Source organism: Metaplanococcus flavidus (assembly GCF_042675885.1).
Classification (GTDB): domain Bacteria; phylum Bacillota; class Bacilli; order Bacillales_A; family Planococcaceae; genus Planococcus; species Planococcus flavidus.
In genome coordinates, this window is the sequence record NZ_JBHTKI010000023.1 from 20,359 (window position 1) to 37,610 (window position 17,252).

At 46.7% G+C, this 17,252-nt stretch carries 19 protein-coding genes; 7 read left to right on the forward strand and 12 right to left on the reverse strand.

The window, feature by feature from the left end; all coding sequences use genetic code 11:
• Positions 1-102 precede the first annotated feature (102 nt).
• Positions 103-1,359 carry an MFS transporter gene (locus ACFQ1X_RS14790; RefSeq protein WP_144839430.1) on the forward strand — a complete coding sequence of 419 codons (1,257 nt, stop codon included), beginning with the start codon at positions 103-105 and terminating at the stop codon, positions 1,357-1,359.
• A gap of 465 nt (positions 1,360-1,824) precedes the next feature.
• Here ACFQ1X_RS14790 and ACFQ1X_RS14795 read toward each other — a convergent pair whose 3' ends face one another.
• The 4 genes from ACFQ1X_RS14795 to ACFQ1X_RS14810 all read right to left on the reverse strand — a co-directional run bounded on the left by ACFQ1X_RS14795 (position 1,825) and on the right by ACFQ1X_RS14810 (position 4,536).
• Positions 1,825-2,118 carry a hypothetical protein gene (locus tag ACFQ1X_RS14795; protein ID WP_144839432.1) on the reverse strand — a complete coding sequence of 98 codons (294 nt, stop codon included), beginning with the start codon at positions 2,116-2,118 and terminating at the stop codon, positions 1,825-1,827.
• Between the two features lie 14 nt (positions 2,119-2,132).
• Entirely contained in the window at positions 2,133-2,354 is a 222-nt protein-coding gene (locus tag ACFQ1X_RS14800; RefSeq protein ID WP_144839434.1) for a hypothetical protein, read from the reverse strand.
• A gap of 209 nt (positions 2,355-2,563) precedes the next feature.
• Positions 2,564-3,526, reverse strand: coding sequence for a hypothetical protein (locus ACFQ1X_RS14805; protein WP_144839436.1), 963 nt, complete (start codon positions 3,524-3,526; stop codon positions 2,564-2,566).
• Between the two features lie 614 nt (positions 3,527-4,140).
• Entirely contained in the window at positions 4,141-4,536 is a 396-nt protein-coding gene (locus ACFQ1X_RS14810; protein ID WP_144839440.1) for a hotdog fold thioesterase, read from the reverse strand.
• Positions 4,537-4,817: 281 nt separating this feature from the next.
• On the opposite strand from ACFQ1X_RS14810, the gene ACFQ1X_RS14815 reads away from it, so the two are divergent.
• Positions 4,818-5,900 (forward strand): C40 family peptidase, encoded by a 1,083-nt coding sequence (locus ACFQ1X_RS14815; RefSeq protein ID WP_144839442.1) that lies wholly within the window; start codon positions 4,818-4,820, stop codon positions 5,898-5,900.
• Positions 5,901-5,963: 63 nt separating this feature from the next.
• Here ACFQ1X_RS14815 and ACFQ1X_RS14820 read toward each other — a convergent pair whose 3' ends face one another.
• The gene (locus ACFQ1X_RS14820) at positions 5,964-7,358 is read right to left on the reverse strand and encodes a protoporphyrinogen oxidase (protein WP_144839444.1); all 1,395 of its coding nucleotides are present in this window, start codon (positions 7,356-7,358) and stop codon (positions 5,964-5,966) included.
• 150 nt (positions 7,359-7,508) lie between these two features.
• On the opposite strand from ACFQ1X_RS14820, the gene ACFQ1X_RS14825 reads away from it, so the two are divergent.
• The gene (locus tag ACFQ1X_RS14825; protein ID WP_144839446.1) at positions 7,509-8,069 is read left to right on the forward strand and encodes a nitroreductase family protein; all 561 of its coding nucleotides are present in this window, start codon (positions 7,509-7,511) and stop codon (positions 8,067-8,069) included.
• A 90-nt stretch (positions 8,070-8,159) separates the two neighbouring features.
• Here the strand turns inward: ACFQ1X_RS14825 and coaW are convergent, their stop codons facing one another.
• The 4 genes from coaW to ACFQ1X_RS14845 form a co-directional block, all read right to left on the reverse strand.
• Positions 8,160-8,963 carry a type II pantothenate kinase gene (coaW, locus tag ACFQ1X_RS14830; protein WP_144839448.1) on the reverse strand — a complete coding sequence of 268 codons (804 nt, stop codon included), beginning with the start codon at positions 8,961-8,963 and terminating at the stop codon, positions 8,160-8,162.
• A 664-nt stretch (positions 8,964-9,627) separates the two neighbouring features.
• The gene (locus tag ACFQ1X_RS14835; RefSeq protein ID WP_144839450.1) at positions 9,628-10,380 is read right to left on the reverse strand and encodes an ABC transporter permease; all 753 of its coding nucleotides are present in this window, start codon (positions 10,378-10,380) and stop codon (positions 9,628-9,630) included.
• Positions 10,377-11,108 (reverse strand): ABC transporter ATP-binding protein, encoded by a 732-nt coding sequence (locus ACFQ1X_RS14840; RefSeq protein WP_144839452.1) that lies wholly within the window; start codon positions 11,106-11,108, stop codon positions 10,377-10,379. The genes ACFQ1X_RS14835 and ACFQ1X_RS14840 overlap by 4 nt, the downstream gene beginning before the upstream one ends.
• A 63-nt stretch (positions 11,109-11,171) precedes the next feature.
• Positions 11,172-11,669 (reverse strand): ferritin, encoded by a 498-nt coding sequence (locus tag ACFQ1X_RS14845; protein WP_144839454.1) that lies wholly within the window; start codon positions 11,667-11,669, stop codon positions 11,172-11,174.
• A gap of 255 nt (positions 11,670-11,924) precedes the next feature.
• On the opposite strand from ACFQ1X_RS14845, the gene ACFQ1X_RS14850 reads away from it, so the two are divergent.
• The 3 genes from ACFQ1X_RS14850 to ACFQ1X_RS14860 are packed head-to-tail and all read left to right on the forward strand — an operon-like array spanning position 11,925 to position 14,343.
• Complete coding sequence (locus tag ACFQ1X_RS14850; RefSeq protein ID WP_144839456.1) at positions 11,925-12,683, forward strand: GTP cyclohydrolase II; 759 nt, start codon at positions 11,925-11,927, stop codon at positions 12,681-12,683.
• Entirely contained in the window at positions 12,670-13,758 is a 1,089-nt protein-coding gene (gene ribD, locus ACFQ1X_RS14855; RefSeq protein ID WP_144839458.1) for a bifunctional diaminohydroxyphosphoribosylaminopyrimidine deaminase/5-amino-6-(5-phosphoribosylamino)uracil reductase RibD, read from the forward strand. Before ACFQ1X_RS14850 ends, ribD begins: the two co-directional genes overlap by 14 nt.
• Before the next feature lie 12 nt (positions 13,759-13,770).
• Complete coding sequence (locus ACFQ1X_RS14860; protein ID WP_144839460.1) at positions 13,771-14,343, forward strand: 5' nucleotidase, NT5C type; 573 nt, start codon at positions 13,771-13,773, stop codon at positions 14,341-14,343.
• A gap of 95 nt (positions 14,344-14,438) precedes the next feature.
• On the opposite strand, the gene ACFQ1X_RS14865 is transcribed toward ACFQ1X_RS14860, so the two are convergent.
• Complete coding sequence (locus ACFQ1X_RS14865) at positions 14,439-14,615, reverse strand: hypothetical protein (RefSeq protein WP_379083235.1); 177 nt, start codon at positions 14,613-14,615, stop codon at positions 14,439-14,441.
• Positions 14,616-15,093: 478 nt separating this feature from the next.
• Positions 15,094-15,393, reverse strand: coding sequence for a hypothetical protein (locus ACFQ1X_RS14870; protein ID WP_144839462.1), 300 nt, complete (start codon positions 15,391-15,393; stop codon positions 15,094-15,096).
• Between the two features lie 152 nt (positions 15,394-15,545).
• Here ACFQ1X_RS14870 and ACFQ1X_RS14875 point away from each other — a divergent pair, with 152 nt between their 5' ends.
• Positions 15,546-16,280, forward strand: a complete 735-nt coding sequence (locus ACFQ1X_RS14875; RefSeq protein ID WP_144839464.1) for a YwaF family protein — start codon at positions 15,546-15,548, stop codon at positions 16,278-16,280.
• 33 nt (positions 16,281-16,313) lie between these two features.
• On the opposite strand, the gene ACFQ1X_RS14880 is transcribed toward ACFQ1X_RS14875, so the two are convergent.
• Entirely contained in the window at positions 16,314-17,231 is a 918-nt protein-coding gene (locus ACFQ1X_RS14880; RefSeq protein ID WP_379083239.1) for an NAD(P)/FAD-dependent oxidoreductase, read from the reverse strand.
• Positions 17,232-17,252 lie beyond the last annotated feature (21 nt).

Consider the following 17,252-nt stretch of genomic DNA (forward strand, 5'->3'; position numbering starts at 1 on the left):
AATATAACCCCCAACAAAATAATCGGAATCCATTGATTTTCTTTCAGTCTACCTATATATTTAGAGAGGCGAAATAAAAACCGCAAGAAAAGAGTGGACTACATGAAATCCTGGTTTATTGAATGGAAGGAAAACATCCTTTCCTTTAATCGAAACATCAAATTATTTATGCTTGCCAATGTCCTAATCCAGATCGGGTTGGGTGTTTTCATGGTTATGTATAATCTGTACATAAAAGAACTCGGCATGCCCGAAACCGTCAACGGCAAGGTGATTTCCATGACGGCTATGGCTTCGGCCATCATGCTGATTCCGGCCGGTTTCCTCAGTGACAAGCTGGGGCGCAAATGGATTATTATTGTCGGCGCGACTCTTGGTGCCGTCACCTTATTCTACCGCAGTTTTGCTGTCTTAGAATCTCCTCTGGTAACTGCCGCTTTTTTCACCGGCCTTTTCATGGCCTTTGTCCAGGTTTCCGGCGTGCCGCTGCTCGCTGAAAATTCAAAACCGGCTGAGCGTGTCCACATGTTCAGCATCTACTTTGCATTGATGACCGCCGCCAATGTGGTCGGCAGCTTGCTCGGTGGCGTTGTATCCGATGTGTTCCAGGTGGTTCTTTTGATGGAAGCAGTCGATGCCATCCGGTGGGCGCTGATTTTCGGTGCAATAATTTTCGCAGCCGGTTTATTGCCGCTATTTAAGCTGAGCAATAAAGCACCTGCTCCTTCCGAAAAAGTGGACACACGCATCGATATAGAACCGGATGAACCCGGATTGAGGCGAAACCTGATCGTCATTTTCCATTTCTCGTTTGCCAGCCTGCTGATTGGCCTCGGCTCGGGGTTGGTCGTGCCATATTTGAACCTCTACTTCGCGAATCGTTTTGATGCCTCGAACGCCTATATCGGCTTGATACTGTCGCTCGGTTCGGCGATGACTGCTGTCGCCATGCTGATCGGTCCGATGCTGGTGCGGCGGGTCGGCAAGGTCAAAGCGCTGATCATTTTCCAGGTCCTGTCGATTCCATTCCTGATTTTGACTGCCTATACGACTTCGCTGCTGCTCGCTTCCCTGGGCTTTCTGTTGCGCCAGGCGCTGATGAATGCGGGTAATCCGATTCAGAGTGCTATTGCCATGGAAGTTGTGCACGATAAATACAAAGGGCTTGCGAATTCAGTGAACCAGATGGTCTTCAATGTCGGCTGGGCCACGATGGGTCCGGTGGCTGCCGCTCTAGTCATCGCCTTCGGTTCCTATTGGGGCTATGCGTACGCATTTTCCATCACAGCAATACTCTATACTGTCTCGTCCATCTATTATTATTTCATTTTCGGCAAAAGGAAATTGAGCGAGGAATAGCAACAGAAAAGCTCCAGACCCTTGATGGGCTGGAGCTTTTTGAGCTTGTTGAGAAAGAGAAAATGTAAACCGATATTCCGCAAAACAGCTTGCTTGCCAAAACCCGTGCTCCTGCATCGCTGAGCTAACTCGAGCTCGTTTCACTTCGCCCGAGTGGATCTTGCACTTCGTCGGCATTCGCCTGCTCCCCTGGGCGTCTGCGCTGTTTTGCTCCATATCTCAGCTTGTCTTCTATAAAGAAATAGACGTTTAAGTGTGTGGTATGTGAGAAGGTAAACACTTGCATTATCAGCACACAACAGAATGAAGCGGCAGACGGCGACTCCATCGGGATCCAGAGCTAGTCCTGAGACCCCGCAAGAGCGAAGCGATGAGGAGGCTCAGGCAGCTCCCCGAGGAAAGCGTCCGCCTAGAGCGCAATGATTGGAGAAGTTGTCGGTTTCTCGACAGCTTTTTCGATGGCGATTAGCGCGCATGCTTCACTTTATAGGTGAATTCAACCTCGACGGATTTCCCTGCCCGAATCCGGACGTGAAATTCAAGCTTATGAGGGGCGATCAACTCAAAATCATGCGTCGAGGATTCCATCTCCCAGATGGGATCGGTAACGGTGTGTTCCAGAAGAACGACGACATTTTCCTCCTTGCTGTTCTTAATTTGATATTCAAATGTCACATACTCCTGGCCATCCACTGTTTTCCGGCTTTTTTCCTCTGCTTTAGTAATGATGTAATCAGCTTTCCCAGACTCAGATTTCATCTTCAGCCCCTCTTTCAGCGATTGAAATATTTTTTTAAATACCCGACAACTTCTTCCCTGCAAGTATCGGACAGAGGGGACCTTCCCTCATGTACGAGGTCTCCGTACAGCAAGTCATCCAAAAATCGGACCTCTTCCTTATACAACTTATTGTGATTCGCATCAAAAACTTCCAGATTAATATACAATGAATTCTCTCTTCCCGTGTAATCAATTACAGTGATCCGGTTGTCCATGGCCGCCTCCTGAAATATCCTTGATCAATTCCCAATCTTTTCGCTGTAAAAATTTAAATCCTTCCACAGTTATATATCACACTTTTCTGATAAACCCAATCTTATTCTGCTGGAATTCAAAAAGCCGGTGAAGCTGAAAGATTGCCCTTCGCTCACCAGCATGGAATTTAAAACTCTAACTTTTTCAAACAAAGAAGCGGAAGAAATGATTACCGTCCAACACCTTCGCTGACCAGCAGTTCCGGAAAATCCTTTTCGATCACCGCTTCCAACCCATATCCCTGCAAAATTTCAAGCAGTTCTTCTTCATCAGTTTTGTAATAATCCAGAAAATCGTTCTTGTCCGGACCTTTGAATTTCAAAATATACTTCCGATGGCCATTTGTCGCAATCACATATACATCCAACGGACCGTAGTTTCTGATCGTGCGGAAATCCTGATATTTCACGAGTGTTTCCGCATCCATTTTGTCCAGATGTGTATAAATGAAAGCATCCGACCGTTTCTGTTCCGCAGCTATGAAACTCATCTTCGCATGATGCCTGTTGATGAACCGCTCGGATAATTGCTGGTGAAACGTGATTGTCTCCCACTCCACCTTGCTGCGATGCTTTTCAATAAACAGTTCGGACAATACCTGATAACGGGTAACCGCAATCCAGTCCACGCGTTGCGAGTGCCGATCGATCAGCGACATCGGCAATTGCTGACAGGCTGATAAAGATGGCCAGGATAATTTCTCGCTGTGCCTCTCGATAAACGCAGGAGAAAGGCCCTTTGCGTTCAATAACTCTTTTTTGCGGGAGATAATTTCCCAATATTGATTGGCATTAAAAGGGCTTGCCTCATTTTCCCAGGTTTTTTTCTGCCGTTTGCTCAACTTGTCAGCTTCATGGATCCATTTATCTGCATCCGCAAACTCTTCGATAAATGCTTCGGACACTTTTTGCGTGCGGATAATTTCATCCCAATACAGCCTCCCGCTGAATTCGCGGATAAAGGCCTCGGATAGTGGCTGGTGGCTTGCAACCAGATACCAGTTTACTTGGGATTCGTTTTCCCGCATGAATTTTTCCGTCAGCTGTTCTGTTTCACAAATTGTATTCCACGAGACCGAACGCTTGTCTTTAATCGCTCTCGCTTCCATCAATTCTTTTAAATTATCGAACATTGCGCCCACTCTCTCTCTTCAAATAATATCCGTTTCCCCAATATATTTGCAATCACTATGGACAAGAATAAAACCCGCATACCGGCACTAACCGAAATGCGGGTAGTAAAGTCTTTAGGGTTATTCCTTCTGATCCTCGGTATTCTTACTATATATTATCATGCTTGTCTTGGAGGCATTCCTGCTCTTTGATGACCTGTTTTTCCTGCTTCAGCTTCAAATCGCTTTACTGCTGTTGAAATTATGGCTGATTATTACTTTCCGGCATAATTGCTCTCTTTCATGTTACCCCTCTTATTCCCCAATGAAAAGGACTAAAACAGAATTATGTTGTTTTTATCATTAAATTGACTACCTGAACCTTATGTGGAGCGGAAAAGTTAAAACTCCAACGTTATCTTGTATACTGAAATTAACCGGATATTTGTTGCCTATGTTCAAATATCGTGTCATTGCCAAAAATGGGACGATGACCGAATTTCGTGCCGGAATCGATTTCAAGCAATTCCTGCTGGCCCTCGAGAATGAAAAAGTCCAATAACATTAAAACCCCGCTGAAAAATTCTTCAGCGGGGTTTTTTGACTATTTTTTAGAATGGTTAAAAAGTAACAATCTATTTGTTTTTTTGTACGATTGCTACCGTGCATCTGGATACACAAATAAGGCGCTCTTGTTCATCGACAATTTTTATATCCCACACCATCGTCGTGCGCCCTTTATGCAACGGAGTTCCAATCGCGGTGACAACACCCTCTGCTTTTCCTCTAATATGATTGGCGTTAATTTCCAGTCCTACAGCGAATTCATTTTCCTGATCAATGAGATTCCAGGTTCCAATACTCGCAACGGTTTCGGCAAGTACGACGGATGCACCTCCGTGGAGCTGGCCGAACGGTTGGTGGGTGGAAGAATTGACCGGCATTGTTGCGGTCACTTTCTCTCCGGTGATTTCTCCCATTTCTATTCCCAATACTCCAGCAATTGTTTCTTCCATCGGTTTGAGCTGCATGAACTATCCCCCTCTTCAAATGGTCTGTCTTTCTGATGTAATCATGGCAAATATTACAACATTTGGCAACGAAAATTCTATATCTCCTCTTCTTATGGCATAAAAACAACTTTAACCACCTGCTACTCCTTTTAAACCTTGTTTTCATTTTTGTAATCAAAATGTAACAATAAATCGTATTGCCTATTCTATTCTTTAAGAATAGAATAGAGAGTACCAAAATTCCTAAGTATACTGTACTGTTTAATTATAAAAATTTACCATATAAAGGGAGAGAAAATATGAATAAAATTGCCTTTTCAGTACTCGCTTCCGGTTCCCTGGCTCTTTTGATCGGCGTTGCAGATGCAGAAGCAAGTTCTACATATACGATCAAATCCGGAGACAGCCTCTGGAAAATTGCAAAGCAGCACAATGTTTCGGTATCAGATCTGAAAACGTGGAACACGCTTTCATCGGATGCCATTTCCCCAAACCAGGTCCTTAAAGTTGCTTCAGCAAGCAGCGGCAGTTCCGTAACTATCCCGGCACCAAACCTTTCCCAGCCAGTCAGCAATGCTCCCTCTACATACACAGTAAAATCTGGAGATACATTATCAAAAATCGCTTCCTTACATAAAACAACGGTCAGCAAAATCCAGGAATTGAATAAGCTTTCCGGCCACATGATTTTCCCGGGACAAAAACTGTCAGTCAGCGGCACCACTGTCCCTGCTTCGTCTTCCGTGACAGCGCCTAAACCACCACCTGCAGCTGCTCCGGCTCCGGCTCCGGCACCTTCAGTTGGAACAGCAAGAACCCACAAGGTTGGCAGCGGTGATACATTGACAGGCATCGCTTACCGCAACGGCATTTCAGTAACTCAATTGATGAACTGGAATGGCCTGACTTCGAGCATGATCCGTATCGGCCAGGTTCTTAAAATCGAAAACTCTACTGCAGCACCATCACAAACTACACCTGTCTCAAATCCCGCGCCGCCAGCAGCGAGCGATACAGTCGGTAACATTGTGGCAACAGCCAACTCCCTTGTCGGCAAACCTTATGTTTGGGGCGGTTCGACTGCCAGCGGATTCGATTGCAGCGGATTTATCTATTATGTATACAATCAAGCCGGCATTAAGATTCCACGCACGAACACGACCGGTTACGATGCGCGCTCTTATGACATAAGCTCGCCACAAGTTGGCGACCTGGTATTCTTTGAAAACACATATCGTGCCGGCATTTCCCATATGGGCATCTATGTCGGCAACAATCAGTTTATCCATGCAGGCGGCGATAAAGTTCAAATCACGAGCCTCAGCGACAGCTATTGGGGCAAGCATTTCGCAGGCTATAAACGTCTTTACGCAATGGATTGATTATGATTACATAAACCGCAGAAAAGAGGATGCAGGGCGACGCCCCCATCCTCTTTTCTGCTTTTATTCGCTGTCCAGTTCTACGATCAACTTTTCTGCAAGGTCCTTGCCGTTTTGGATACAGGCTCCTATGCCAACTCCGTAATAAGACGCGCCCGCCAGTCTGACATTCGGCAGATGCTCTGCCAGCTTCCGCTCGAGTCCTTCAACCGCTGATTTATGATTCATATTATAATTGGGCATATTGCCGTTCCAGGCAGTGACTTCCACCGATTTCGGTTCCGCTTCCAACTGGAGGCTCTTACGCAGGTCTTCCAGTGCAATTTCAGCCAGCTGTTGCTGTGTCATTTCTTTCAATTCCTCGAAACCCGTATTGGAGCTCTTATAAAAAAGGCGCACCAGCAAATGAGCCTCTTTGGATGTATGCGACCATTTGCGGCTCGTCCACGTGCAGGCGTTGCACCGGAGATCTGTATTCTCCGCCACGATGAAGCCTGTGCCGTCCGCCGGCAGTTCAGCATCGGGTATGTCGAAACCGAGATAGATGCTGATCAGTGAAGAGTTATGCAATTGTTTGAATTCCGGTTCCAGCTCATCGAGGCCCAACACCTGCTGTGCCAGGTCGTGCGGAGTTGTGATAACGACATATTCGGCGTCGAGGCTGCTGCCTTCGGCCAGACGGAGTGTCATGGCTCCCCCGTTCTCCTCAATAGTCGTGACTTCGGCAGCTTTCATAATATCTGCATCCGCCAGTGTTTCTTCCAGCCGGTCGATCAATACCGCCATGCCTTCATCAAACGACAGGAATTTTTTATTGGCTGCTCCCTGAAATTTGGCTTTATTGGCTTCAAGCCCTTTAATGATGCTGCCGTAATCGTTTTTATAATCAACCAGATACGGCAAAGTCGATGCCAGCGTCAAGTCGTGCAATTTGCCGGAGTAGACGCCGGACAAGACAGGCGCAATCTGCTTCTCTACCAATTCTTTGCCTAAAAAGCTTTCAAGGAATTCCCCGATTGAACTGTCACGGGTGAAATGTTCATTTTTTGTTTCAAAATCCTTTAACGCTTCCTGTTTGCCCTGCTCGGAGATCAACGTCGAACTGAACAGCGCATTTTCGTCCATCGGGATGCCAAAAACCGTATCTTTTGGAATTGGGTGCAAGCCGCTGTCTGTGTAAAGATAGGAGATGCCCGTGCCGTTATAGACAACATGCTCTTCCAGTCCAAGCTCTTCGACGAGCGGCCACACACTGGCGTGCCGCGCAACGATGGAGTCCGCTCCGGTTTCCATGATGAATTCTTCGTTTTTAACGGTACGGATCTTGCCACCGAGCTCCTGATTCTTCTCAATCAGCACCAATTCCAGACCCAAATTTTTCTGCTGACTCAGCTTCTGCAAATAATGCATAGCGGATAACCCCGTGATGCCGCCGCCGATAATCGCCACTTTCTTCACGCCAACCACACTCCTTATAGATAAATCCATTTTAACAATAAATCCTTCAAACCGCAGGTGGTTTCATTTGTTAGATACCATTACTTAAACGTGATAGTATAGTAATAAAGTAATGTCAGAATTATTTCAATTAATGAAGGAGAGTTATAAATGACCAATCCAATCGACCAACTTATCATGGACAGACGTTCCATCACCAATTTCAAACTGGATCCTGTCGACATTGATGAAATCATCGAGCTGCTTAATATCGCAAAATGGGCTCCAAACCATACAGTGAATGAACCTTGGCGCTTTCTTCTATTCGCAGAAGCCGGCAAAGAAAAATTTGTCCAAGCTTTTCTTGATTGCGCATCGAAAGTAAACGGCGCACCTGCTCCCGCTGCGCTCAATAAAGCGGAATACTTCAGGGATATCCCGCTTCACCTGGTAGTTGTCATTTCTGAAGACCCGCGCCAAAAGCAACGCGATGAAGATATGGGAGCCGTCGCATCGCTGCTCCAGAACTTCCAGTTGGCGGCATGGGAGCGCGGCATCGGCATGATCTGGCGCTCCAATGACTGGATTTATAAACCGGCTTTCCGCGATGCAGTCGGCGTACAGCCGGGCGAGAAAATTGTCGCCACCATGATGATCGGCTATCCGCAGACGGTGCCACAAAAACGTGACCGTACAGATATCCGCGAGAAGCTGACCATCATCAAAGAATAATCACGTATTAGAGACTCTGATTCCTCAGAGTCTCTTTTTCTGTGGAAATAATCCGATTTAAAAAAGGCTTCGCGGATGCGAAGCCTTTTTTTATAGTAATACAGACATCGCGCCGACCGCTCCCGAGTATTCTCCATTCTCGAGAAACAATGGTGTAGCGCCGCGGAGAACAGTGTAACTTTCAACAACTTCCTTCAACAGCGGATTTTGGAAAAATGAGGAACCGATGTAAATGATTGTGGAGCTGTCGCAATTTTTTGCCGCATGCACACTGATGGTGCTGACAGTTTCCCCGACCAGGCCAATCACAGCTGCGAGCAATTCTTCACGGGATAATTGATCCGCCACTTCAAAAATTTTATTGCCGAAATTGCTGGCCGTCAGTTCGCCGGAAATCGGAGGAACTTTGCCTTCATAGATATGTTTCACTTTCAAGTCGATACGGTCCCGTGAACCTTGCCGGGCCAATGAAACCATTTCTTCGTAATCAACTACACCGGTCAATAACCGGCTTAAGCCGACGAGAGTGCCCCCGCCAATTCCTGTACCGCCAACACGTTCCTGCGTATTGTTTTCGATGCAGTGGATCGATGTGCCGGTCCCCACATTCGTCAGGAGATAGGAATCATCACTGCGGTCCATCCTATTTAAGAGGAATTGAACGCCCAAATGCGTCGCTTCAAACTCCACCATTTCTTTTGCGTCTTTTTCCAATAAGCCAAGGAGAACTCCCGACCTTCCCCCTGTAATGCAAATTTCTACAGCATCCAAGCCGTTTACCCAGGCAGCCACCTGCTCCATCTCAGCTATCAGGTACTTCTTAAATTGAAGCGACCCATTTTCGGTGTACGCCACTTTAACGAGCGTACCTCCCGCGTCTATTCCGACAATCATTAATCGCACCTGCTCTTTCCCGCATTTCATCCAGCAAAACGCCAGTTTGTTATGTAAGCATATGGTGAAATTCTACCACAATAATGAAATCAATGGGAATCCGTTTGCCTCTATATAAAGTAGAGGGGATGAGCTCTTTGCGAATTAACTCCATACAAAAAGCCGACCTTGAAGGTCAGCTCTTGTCAGGCTGTCGAGAAACCGACAACTTCTCCAATTATTTCGCTCTAGACGGACGCTTTCCGCGGGAGCGGCCTGCCGCTTCATTCTGTTCTGTGCTGATAATGCAAGTGTTCATCTTCTCACATACAACACACTTAAACGTCTGTTCCTTTATAGAAAGTGATCTGAGATATGGAGCAAAACAGCGAAGACGCCCAGGGGTCCAAGCGAAGTGCTGAGATCCACTCGGGCGAAGGGGACCGAGCCCGAGTTAGCTCAGCGCGAGCCAAGAGTTGGCCGAAGGTAGTTCGGCCGAGTCTTTGCGACGAAGCTAGCGCAGCGATGCAGGAGCAGCCTTAAAATCGTGCTCCTGCAGTGCTACGCACTTCGTCGCAAAGGCAATATCCTCGCAGGCGTCGGATACTGCCTTCGAAGCTGTTTTGCGCAATATCGGTTTAAATTTTTCTTTTTCAACAAGCTTAAAAAAGCCGACCATTAATGGTCAGCTCTTGTGAATGACTTGCATCCGCTGGTTAAACAACGTGGGATAGGACATGAAGCCGAGCATGACGCTGGTTACTGCAGCTGTCGTCAACAGCAGGAACATGATCAGCAATTGAAATTGCACTGCCTGAATCGGATCAGCACCCGCAATGATCTGGCCGCTCATCATACCCGGCAATTGCACAAGGCCCACAGTTTTCTGGCTTTCAATCGTTGGAATCATACTGGCTTTAATGGAATTGATCAATTGGCCGTGAATTGCCTGTTTTGGTGTCCCGCCAAGCGACAGCACCAATTCGGTTTCATCCTGGTGCGATTCAACTTCAGCAGTGAAACGGTTAAGAAACAGAATGGCCAGCACCATTGAATTGCCGATGACCATGCCGCTGATCGGAATGATGTACTGGGCCGTGGCAGGCGTAATATTCATGCCGATCAGAATGCCTTGTGTCAGCACTTCCACAAAAATAAGCGTGACAGCCACTTTCCAGGTGATGCCTTTGATCGATGCTCCTTTATTTTTGGCATTATGCGTAGCAGCGACAATCATCAAAGTCACCATCAGGAAAATGTAAAGCAGGCTTTCCGAGTCAAAAACGAATTTCAATATGAAGCCGACAATCAATAGTTGGATGATTGACCGGACAGTCGCGATTATCGTGTCCCGTTCCAGACCCAGGTTCAAGGTTTTGGACAGGACGAGCGGAATCACGACAAAAATCAATGTGATCGATAACGTTAAATAAGTCATTCCGCTCCCCCCTGAACAAATGCTTTAACTCTGTCGTTGGCCGGGGCGCGCAACAAGTCGCTCCTTCCGGTCTCCACAACTTCGCCGTCCATCATGACCCAGCTGTAATCCCCTATATCGAGTGCCTGTTGCAGGTTGTGGGTGATCCAAATGATGGTCGTACCAAATTTCCGGTTGATCAACGCGATCAATTCCTCCACTTCTTTCAGGGAAGTGCGGTCCAGTGAAGAAGTGATTTCATCAAGAAGCAGAATTTCCGGTTTATTGACAAGAGTCCGGGCTATCGAAACTTTTTGCCGCTGGCCGCCGGAGAGGTCGCTGGTTTTTCGTTCCAAAAATTTCCCATCCAATCCGACATCGTGCAGCAGACTTTCCGCTTGTTCTTTCCCGAGCTCCTCTCCCTGCAACTCCATCGGCAGGGCCAGATTTTTATAGACGGTGCCATTGACCATCGGAGCGCTCTGCAGGGCGATGCCGACTTTTCGGCGGAGCTCCACCGGTTCAAAGCTGTCAATCTGCCTGTCTTTGATATAAATGTCACCCGCGTCAGGAGACAATAAGCCATTGCACAGCTTTAATAGCGTTGTCTTCCCGGCGCCGGAAGGGCCCACCAAAGTCGTAATTTTCCCTTCCGGAAAAGAACCGGTTATGCCCCGCAAGATTTTATTGCCCTCTATTGAATAGTCCACATTATTAAAATGGATAGCTGGTTTATAATCCGTTGTCACCTGTTTCCCTCCTCTAACAGAAAAACAGCACACAATCAGCAGTGTGCTGTCAGATCATCTTTCTTATACTTCCATTTTACGGGCAGCAAATTCATCGTCCATTTTCAGGAAGTATTCGCCGCCTTCTTCAATGCCTCTAACACGCGTAATTATATCGCGGAATGTTTTTTCTTCTTCCATCTGTTCTTCGATAAACCAGTCCAGGAAAGATAAAGTTGCGTGTTCCTGCAATTCATCCGCCAAAGTCACCAATGCGTAGATATTGCTGGTCACGTCTTTTTCCTGGGCCAATGAACTTTCCAGAACATCAATGGCGCTGACGAAATGGTTTTTCGGTTCAGTAAGGTTCTGCAGTACCGGCTTTTCGTCCATAGCCGTTAAGTAATGGTAGAATTTCATCGCATGAAAATGTTCTTCCCGGGATTGAACTAAATAGAAATTGGCGAATCCGTGATACCCTTTTTTTGAAAAGTAAGCTGCCATTGCCGTATAAGCATGAGCTGCCTGCAATTCATTATTAAACTGATCGTTCAACGCGTTCGTTAGTTTTTCTGGTAACATCAATAATTCCTCCCTTTTCTACATTATAATTATTCTAATGTAGATAATATACCATACACTCTATAGAATGAAAAGCAATTGAGAATTTTTATTTACAATTGATAATGATAATCATTTATAATAGTTTTAAGGAGCATATAAACAATAATTATTATCGATTAGGAAAATCATTTGAATTATCGGGTACTGTTTACTTACTTTTAGTAACTGATTGTAGTACGATAATTTTATCTTAGTATTTATGGGGGAATTCGAATGTCACAAATGAAACTGGAACCGCAGGTATATGCGGTATTAAAAGATAAAATCCAGATGATCGAATCAAAGGAGGGCGCTATTTACCTGGTTGGTCCGATCAGGCTTCCCGTCAACCTGGAAGGCGATACGATCATTTTCAACTGGTATTGCTGGCTGAATCTGGATGAAGTGACAGAAGACTATGAGAGCATTATCGAAAAACTGTCTTCCTCTAACCTCTCTGAATACCAGCAATCGAGCGTACTGGTTTACGGAGATTTCGAAAATAGTGAAGACGCATTGATCCGCATGCATTCCATCTGCCACACAGGAGATATTTTCGGCAGCAAACGCTGCGATTGCGGATTCCAATTAAAACAATCCATGAAACGCATTGCCCAGCACGGCAGCGGTGCCTTGTTCTATCTTGCCAATCATGAAGGACGCGGGATCGGCCTGTTCAGCAAAGCGATGGCCTATGTCCTTCAGGAAAATGGTTACGATACCGTCGAAGCCAACGAAAGCCTCGGCTACGTGGATGACTCCAGAAGCTACGATGATGCGATAGCCGTCCTCCGCACTTTGCGGACAAAACCCGTCACCTTGATGACGAATAATCCAAAAAAAGTGGATGCCATTGAAAAAGCCGGGCTTGCGATTGCCGAGCGCACTTCCCTCTGGGGAGATGAGTCCGAATACAATTCTTCATATCTGGATACGAAAGTGAAGCGCTCCGGCCATATTAAAGGGGAGGACAACATCCATGCCAAGTCATGAATTTTATATGGATCTGGCGCTGAGCAATGCGCGGACCATGAAAGGCCAGACGGACCCGAACCCGCTCGTCGGTTCCGTGATCGTCAATGACAACCGGATTGTCGGAGTCGGCGCCCATTTGAAGGCAGGCGAACCCCACGCGGAAATCCATGCATTGCGGATGGCAGGAGATTTGGCACGCGGAGGCACAATTTACGTAACGTTGGAGCCTTGTTCCCATTTCGGCCGGACGGGCCCCTGTGCCCAGGCAATCATCGATGCCGGTCTTCGCGAAGTCGTGATAGCCGCCCTCGACCCGAACCCGATCGTATCCGGCAATGGCGTTACAATGCTGGAAGAAGCCGGAATCAGCGTGGTTAGTGGAGTCCGCGAAACAGAGTCACTCAAAATGAATGAAGTGTTCAATAAATTCATTACTGCAAAGACACCGTTTGTGACATTAAAAGCCGCATCGACGCTGGATGGCAAAATCGCGACTCATATGCTCGACAGCAAATGGATTACAGGCGAAGATGCGCGCCGGGATGTCCATGAATTACGCAGCCAAAACATGGCAATCCTCGTTGGCGTCGGCACTGTCATTGAAGATGATCCCGAATTGACTGCGCGGATTCCGAACGGCCGCAATCCGATCCGCATCATCCTCGACTCTTCCCTGCGGTTGCCGATGGATGCCAAAGTGGTTACAGATGGCGCTGCAGAAACATGGATATTCACCAGCCGCACCTACGACAGCTCCAAAGCCAGTCAACTGAAAAATGCCGGTATCCGCATGTTCGAAACCACGGGCGAAACCCGAACCGACGTGAACGACCTGCTGCGGATTCTTGGTGAAAATGGCATCTCCTCCCTCTTTATCGAAGGCGGCGGCACAGTCAATTCCGCCTTTCTGGAAAATCGGCTGATCGATAAAGTTGTCCTGTATTTCGCACCGAAGCTGGTGGGCGGCAGCGATGCGCCGACATTCCTTGAAGGAAGAGGGTTCGGGTTAATGAAAGAGGCGATTGATTTGGCCGACGGAGAATTTTCGAAAATCGGTAAAGACTTCAAATTTACCGGTTATCCTGAAAAGTGAGGAATCAAAAATATGAAATTCGGTTTTGATGTAGACGATACGTTAATCAACTTGCGTGAATACGCTTTTCATTATTATAAGAAACAGCTTGGCCAGGAAGTGGCAATCGATGTGTTCCATTCCCTCGACCGCTTAGAAATCCACGAAGCGTTCGGCATGTCCGACGAAGAAGGCAAGGAAATGTGGAACCGGTCGGTGGATTATATTTATTACACAGACTGCCCTGCTTATCCCGGCGCAGTGGAATTGCTGCAGCAGTTGGATGCTGAGGGCCATGAAATCTATTATATTACCGCCCGTTCTGCGCACCACGGCAAAGATACGAAAGCCTGGTTAAAAAAACAGGGGTTCCCGGTGCAGGACGATCGTTTCTATTGCGGAATGAAAGATGACAAAAAAGTGGAGATTATCGAAGAACTCGAACTCGACTATTATTTCGATGATAAGCCCAAAGTTGTGGAGACGCTTGATCACGACCGGCTGAAAGTGATAGTCAAAGACCAGTCCTATAACCGGCATTTGGATATGCCACGTTTTAAAGAATGGACTGAGTTAGACAGCCTGTTCAAAAAGCAACTGAAATAATACACACAAAAGCCGGCCTGGGGGTTTCCAGGCCGGCTTTTGTGGCACAGCAGCTTGTTCGCAAGCAGTTTTTCGAAAGAAGAGCTTTCACCACGCTACTTCCCTTCCCCTTCATATGGCAATGCTTCAAACACCACCAAAGCAAGAGTTGCGATAGGTCCCATCAGAAGTGACAGCAAAAACCAGTTTAGTCCACTCCGGTTCTTACCTTGTGCAATGCCGGCATTAATCAAAGCCAGCGTTCCCCAACCGACATAATATCCGTTATCCAATTCTCTCCGCCCCCTTTTTCTAAATTCTATCATAATATACATTTTGAACTAATAAACCCGTAGTAACCGATATTCCACAAAACAGCTTGCTTGCCTGGGGGCTCGCGCTGAGCTAACTCGGGACTTCGTCCGAGTGGATCTCAGCACTTCGCTTGGTCCCCTGGGCGTCTGCGCTGTTTTGCTCCATATCTCTAGAAATTTTTCTCAGCGCCAGTGCTCCAGGAGCAGGCGAATGCCGACAAAGCAACAGACGAGTGGTCTTCTCGGCTTATGGCGGGAGCCAAGGTGTGCGCCATACGGAGATGGTACCTCCTTTGCGACGAACTTGCGCAGGAGCATAATCTTTGTTTTGGTCCTTCTGCGACGAGCAGTGCGCAGGAGCATAATCTTTGCCCTTGTCCAAAGCACCGAAGTGGCATATTTATCGGATTCTTTAATTCAACTATAAAAAAAGAAGCCGGAATTTTTTCCGCCTTCTTCAGTAATGAACATTTTTCAGTTTTTTGAACGCCGAGACAAATACTTTTGGGTCCGTATTCACTTTATAAGTGATAACCCCCCGATGTGTATGCAGGTAAAGCAGATTTCCTTCGTCCGAAAATGATTTATATGAAATGTCCCAGACATTCATCAAATTGAATTTTGTGGTGGAGGCCACAAGGACATCTTCATACAGATGAAGATCATACTCTGTTTTAATGATCTTCATCTCCCCCGCTTCAATGGAACGTTCCGTATTGACGTAAGTGATGGTGGACAATGAATTCGAATGCTCCATTTTTCGGCAGCCTCCCTGACTCTTTTAAAGCAGTCTACCCTACTTTTCAGCTTCCGGGCAACCAACTCGGGTTACAAACAGCCGATGGACGGCAAGATGATACAAATGTTACAATTTTCACACAAATTGTTTTGCAGATAGGAGGACGTCGCATGGACAGCTGGTTCGGTACAGGATCGGAACATTATTTCACCCCTTTTGGCATCAGTCATCTGATTGTGTTGACAGTGGCTCTTCTTGGTCTCCTCCTGTTGTTCCTTTTCAGACATCAGCTGGTGAAGGAGTCCGGACCTTTTCAAATCTTGCGCTGGGGTCTTTTTTCACTGTTAATATTATGTGAAATCTCTTATCAATACTGGGCAATCTCAAACGGCATCTGGTATTCCGCAGGACATCTTCCGCTCCATTTATGTGGCGCAGCTTCTATTATTGCCATAATCGGTTTAGCGACCTTGAAAAAAAGCTGGATCCAGATTTCATTTTTCACCGGCATTATCCCGTCATTTCTCGCTTTGGTCACTCCTGACATGCCCTATGACTATCATCATTTCCGGTTTTGGGTGTTTTTCATTCTTCATATGGCCATTCCCTGGGCAAGCCTGTTTTTGGCACTCGCCACCCCTGATATAATAAATCTCCGCTCAGTATTCAAAGTCTTTGGGCTGCTGGTCGCCTATGCACTTGTCATCGGATTCATCGTAAACCCGCTGATCGGCGCAAACTATTTATACTTGGCACAACTGCCAACCGCTGAAACGATATTGCGTTTTTTCGGTGATGGCATCTGGTATTACCTGAACCTGGGCATTACTGCATTGCTCTTATTCCTGCTGCAATTTTTCCTTTGGAAGCAATTTATCATCAAAAGACAAAAAAGACTGCCGTAAGGGCAGCCTTTTTAATAAATGTCTAAAAAAAGATTATTCAGTATCAAAATACTCGTTCGTCAGGTCGCCATTCACCCCGATGCCGGCCGCACTGCCTTCTCCTGCTGCGATGACCAGCTGGGACGGCACGATCAGGGACGCATCTCCTGCTGCATATACATTCCAGACATTCGTCCGGCCGTAATCATCGGTCAAAATTCCGCCGTGTTCATTTGTTTTGCAGCCGAGTTCCTTGGCAAAGGGGGTGGAATGGCTCCACAATGGCGTCGTAAACCCGCCCGTGCGATCCACCAGCGAACCGTCTTCAAGCCTGACGCTTCGTAACTGTCCGTTTTCACCTTCAAGGCCATCGATCATTTCTTCGTAAACGCGTATTCCTTTTGCTTGCAGTTTCACTTTTTCCTCTTCTTCCAACCTGCCCACACCATTTGTAAAGACAGCCAGATCCTTGCTCCATGTGTGAACTTTTTTGGCGAGATCGTAGACCATTTTATCGGCGATGATGGCGAGTGGCTGGTTTTGAAGTTCCCACCCATCGCAATACGGGCAACTGAACAGACTGGTTCCGTAAAAATTCTCTATGTCCGGTATATTTGGCAGCTCTTCTTTCAAACCGGCGGCAATGATAATTTTGATACTGTGAAAAGTATCGCCATCTTCTGTATCCAGCTGGTAATGGCTTTCCGTAATGCGTTTAATATCAATGATCCGCTTTTTCTTTATTTGCACACAATCGTATTTCGCCACATCTTCCCGGCCAAGCCTTTTCAGTTCCGACGGCTGGATGCCATCTCTCGTCAGAAAGCCGTGCGCTTCCCTCGTCACCAGGTTCCGCCCATCGTCATCATCAAACAGCAGCGTATTTCTTTTGGAACGCCCCAGTATGAGTGCAGCACTTAAGCCTGCTGGCCCTCCGCCAATAATGGCACAATCATATATCAAGTTTTCCACCTCTTCCACCTTGAGCTTTTT

Bases quoted from the DNA above. Each gene is read 5' to 3' on its own strand.
- ACFQ1X_RS14790 (WP_144839430.1), top strand. From the start codon at position 103: ATGAAATCCTGGTTTATTGAATGGAAGGAAAACATCCTTTCCTTTAAT.
- ACFQ1X_RS14795 (WP_144839432.1), bottom strand. From the start codon at position 2,118: ATGAAATCTGAGTCTGGGAAAGCTGATTACATCATTACTAAAGCAGAG.
- ACFQ1X_RS14800 (WP_144839434.1), bottom strand. From the start codon at position 2,354: ATGGACAACCGGATCACTGTAATTGATTACACGGGAAGAGAGAATTCA.
- ACFQ1X_RS14805 (WP_144839436.1), bottom strand. From the start codon at position 3,526: ATGTTCGATAATTTAAAAGAATTGATGGAAGCGAGAGCGATTAAAGAC.
- ACFQ1X_RS14810 (WP_144839440.1), bottom strand. From the start codon at position 4,536: ATGCAGCTCAAACCGATGGAAGAAACAATTGCTGGAGTATTGGGAATA.
- ACFQ1X_RS14815 (WP_144839442.1), top strand. From the start codon at position 4,818: ATGAATAAAATTGCCTTTTCAGTACTCGCTTCCGGTTCCCTGGCTCTT.
- ACFQ1X_RS14825 (WP_144839446.1), top strand. From the start codon at position 7,509: ATGACCAATCCAATCGACCAACTTATCATGGACAGACGTTCCATCACC.
- coaW (WP_144839448.1), bottom strand. From the start codon at position 8,963: ATGATTGTCGGAATAGACGCGGGAGGTACGCTCGTTAAAGTGGCGTAC.
- ACFQ1X_RS14835 (WP_144839450.1), bottom strand. From the start codon at position 10,380: ATGACTTATTTAACGTTATCGATCACATTGATTTTTGTCGTGATTCCG.
- ACFQ1X_RS14845 (WP_144839454.1), bottom strand. From the start codon at position 11,669: ATGTTACCAGAAAAACTAACGAACGCGTTGAACGATCAGTTTAATAAT.
- ACFQ1X_RS14850 (WP_144839456.1), top strand. From the start codon at position 11,925: ATGTCACAAATGAAACTGGAACCGCAGGTATATGCGGTATTAAAAGAT.
- ribD (WP_144839458.1), top strand. From the start codon at position 12,670: ATGCCAAGTCATGAATTTTATATGGATCTGGCGCTGAGCAATGCGCGG.
- ACFQ1X_RS14860 (WP_144839460.1), top strand. From the start codon at position 13,771: ATGAAATTCGGTTTTGATGTAGACGATACGTTAATCAACTTGCGTGAA.
- ACFQ1X_RS14870 (WP_144839462.1), bottom strand. From the start codon at position 15,393: ATGGAGCATTCGAATTCATTGTCCACCATCACTTACGTCAATACGGAA.
- ACFQ1X_RS14875 (WP_144839464.1), top strand. From the start codon at position 15,546: ATGGACAGCTGGTTCGGTACAGGATCGGAACATTATTTCACCCCTTTT.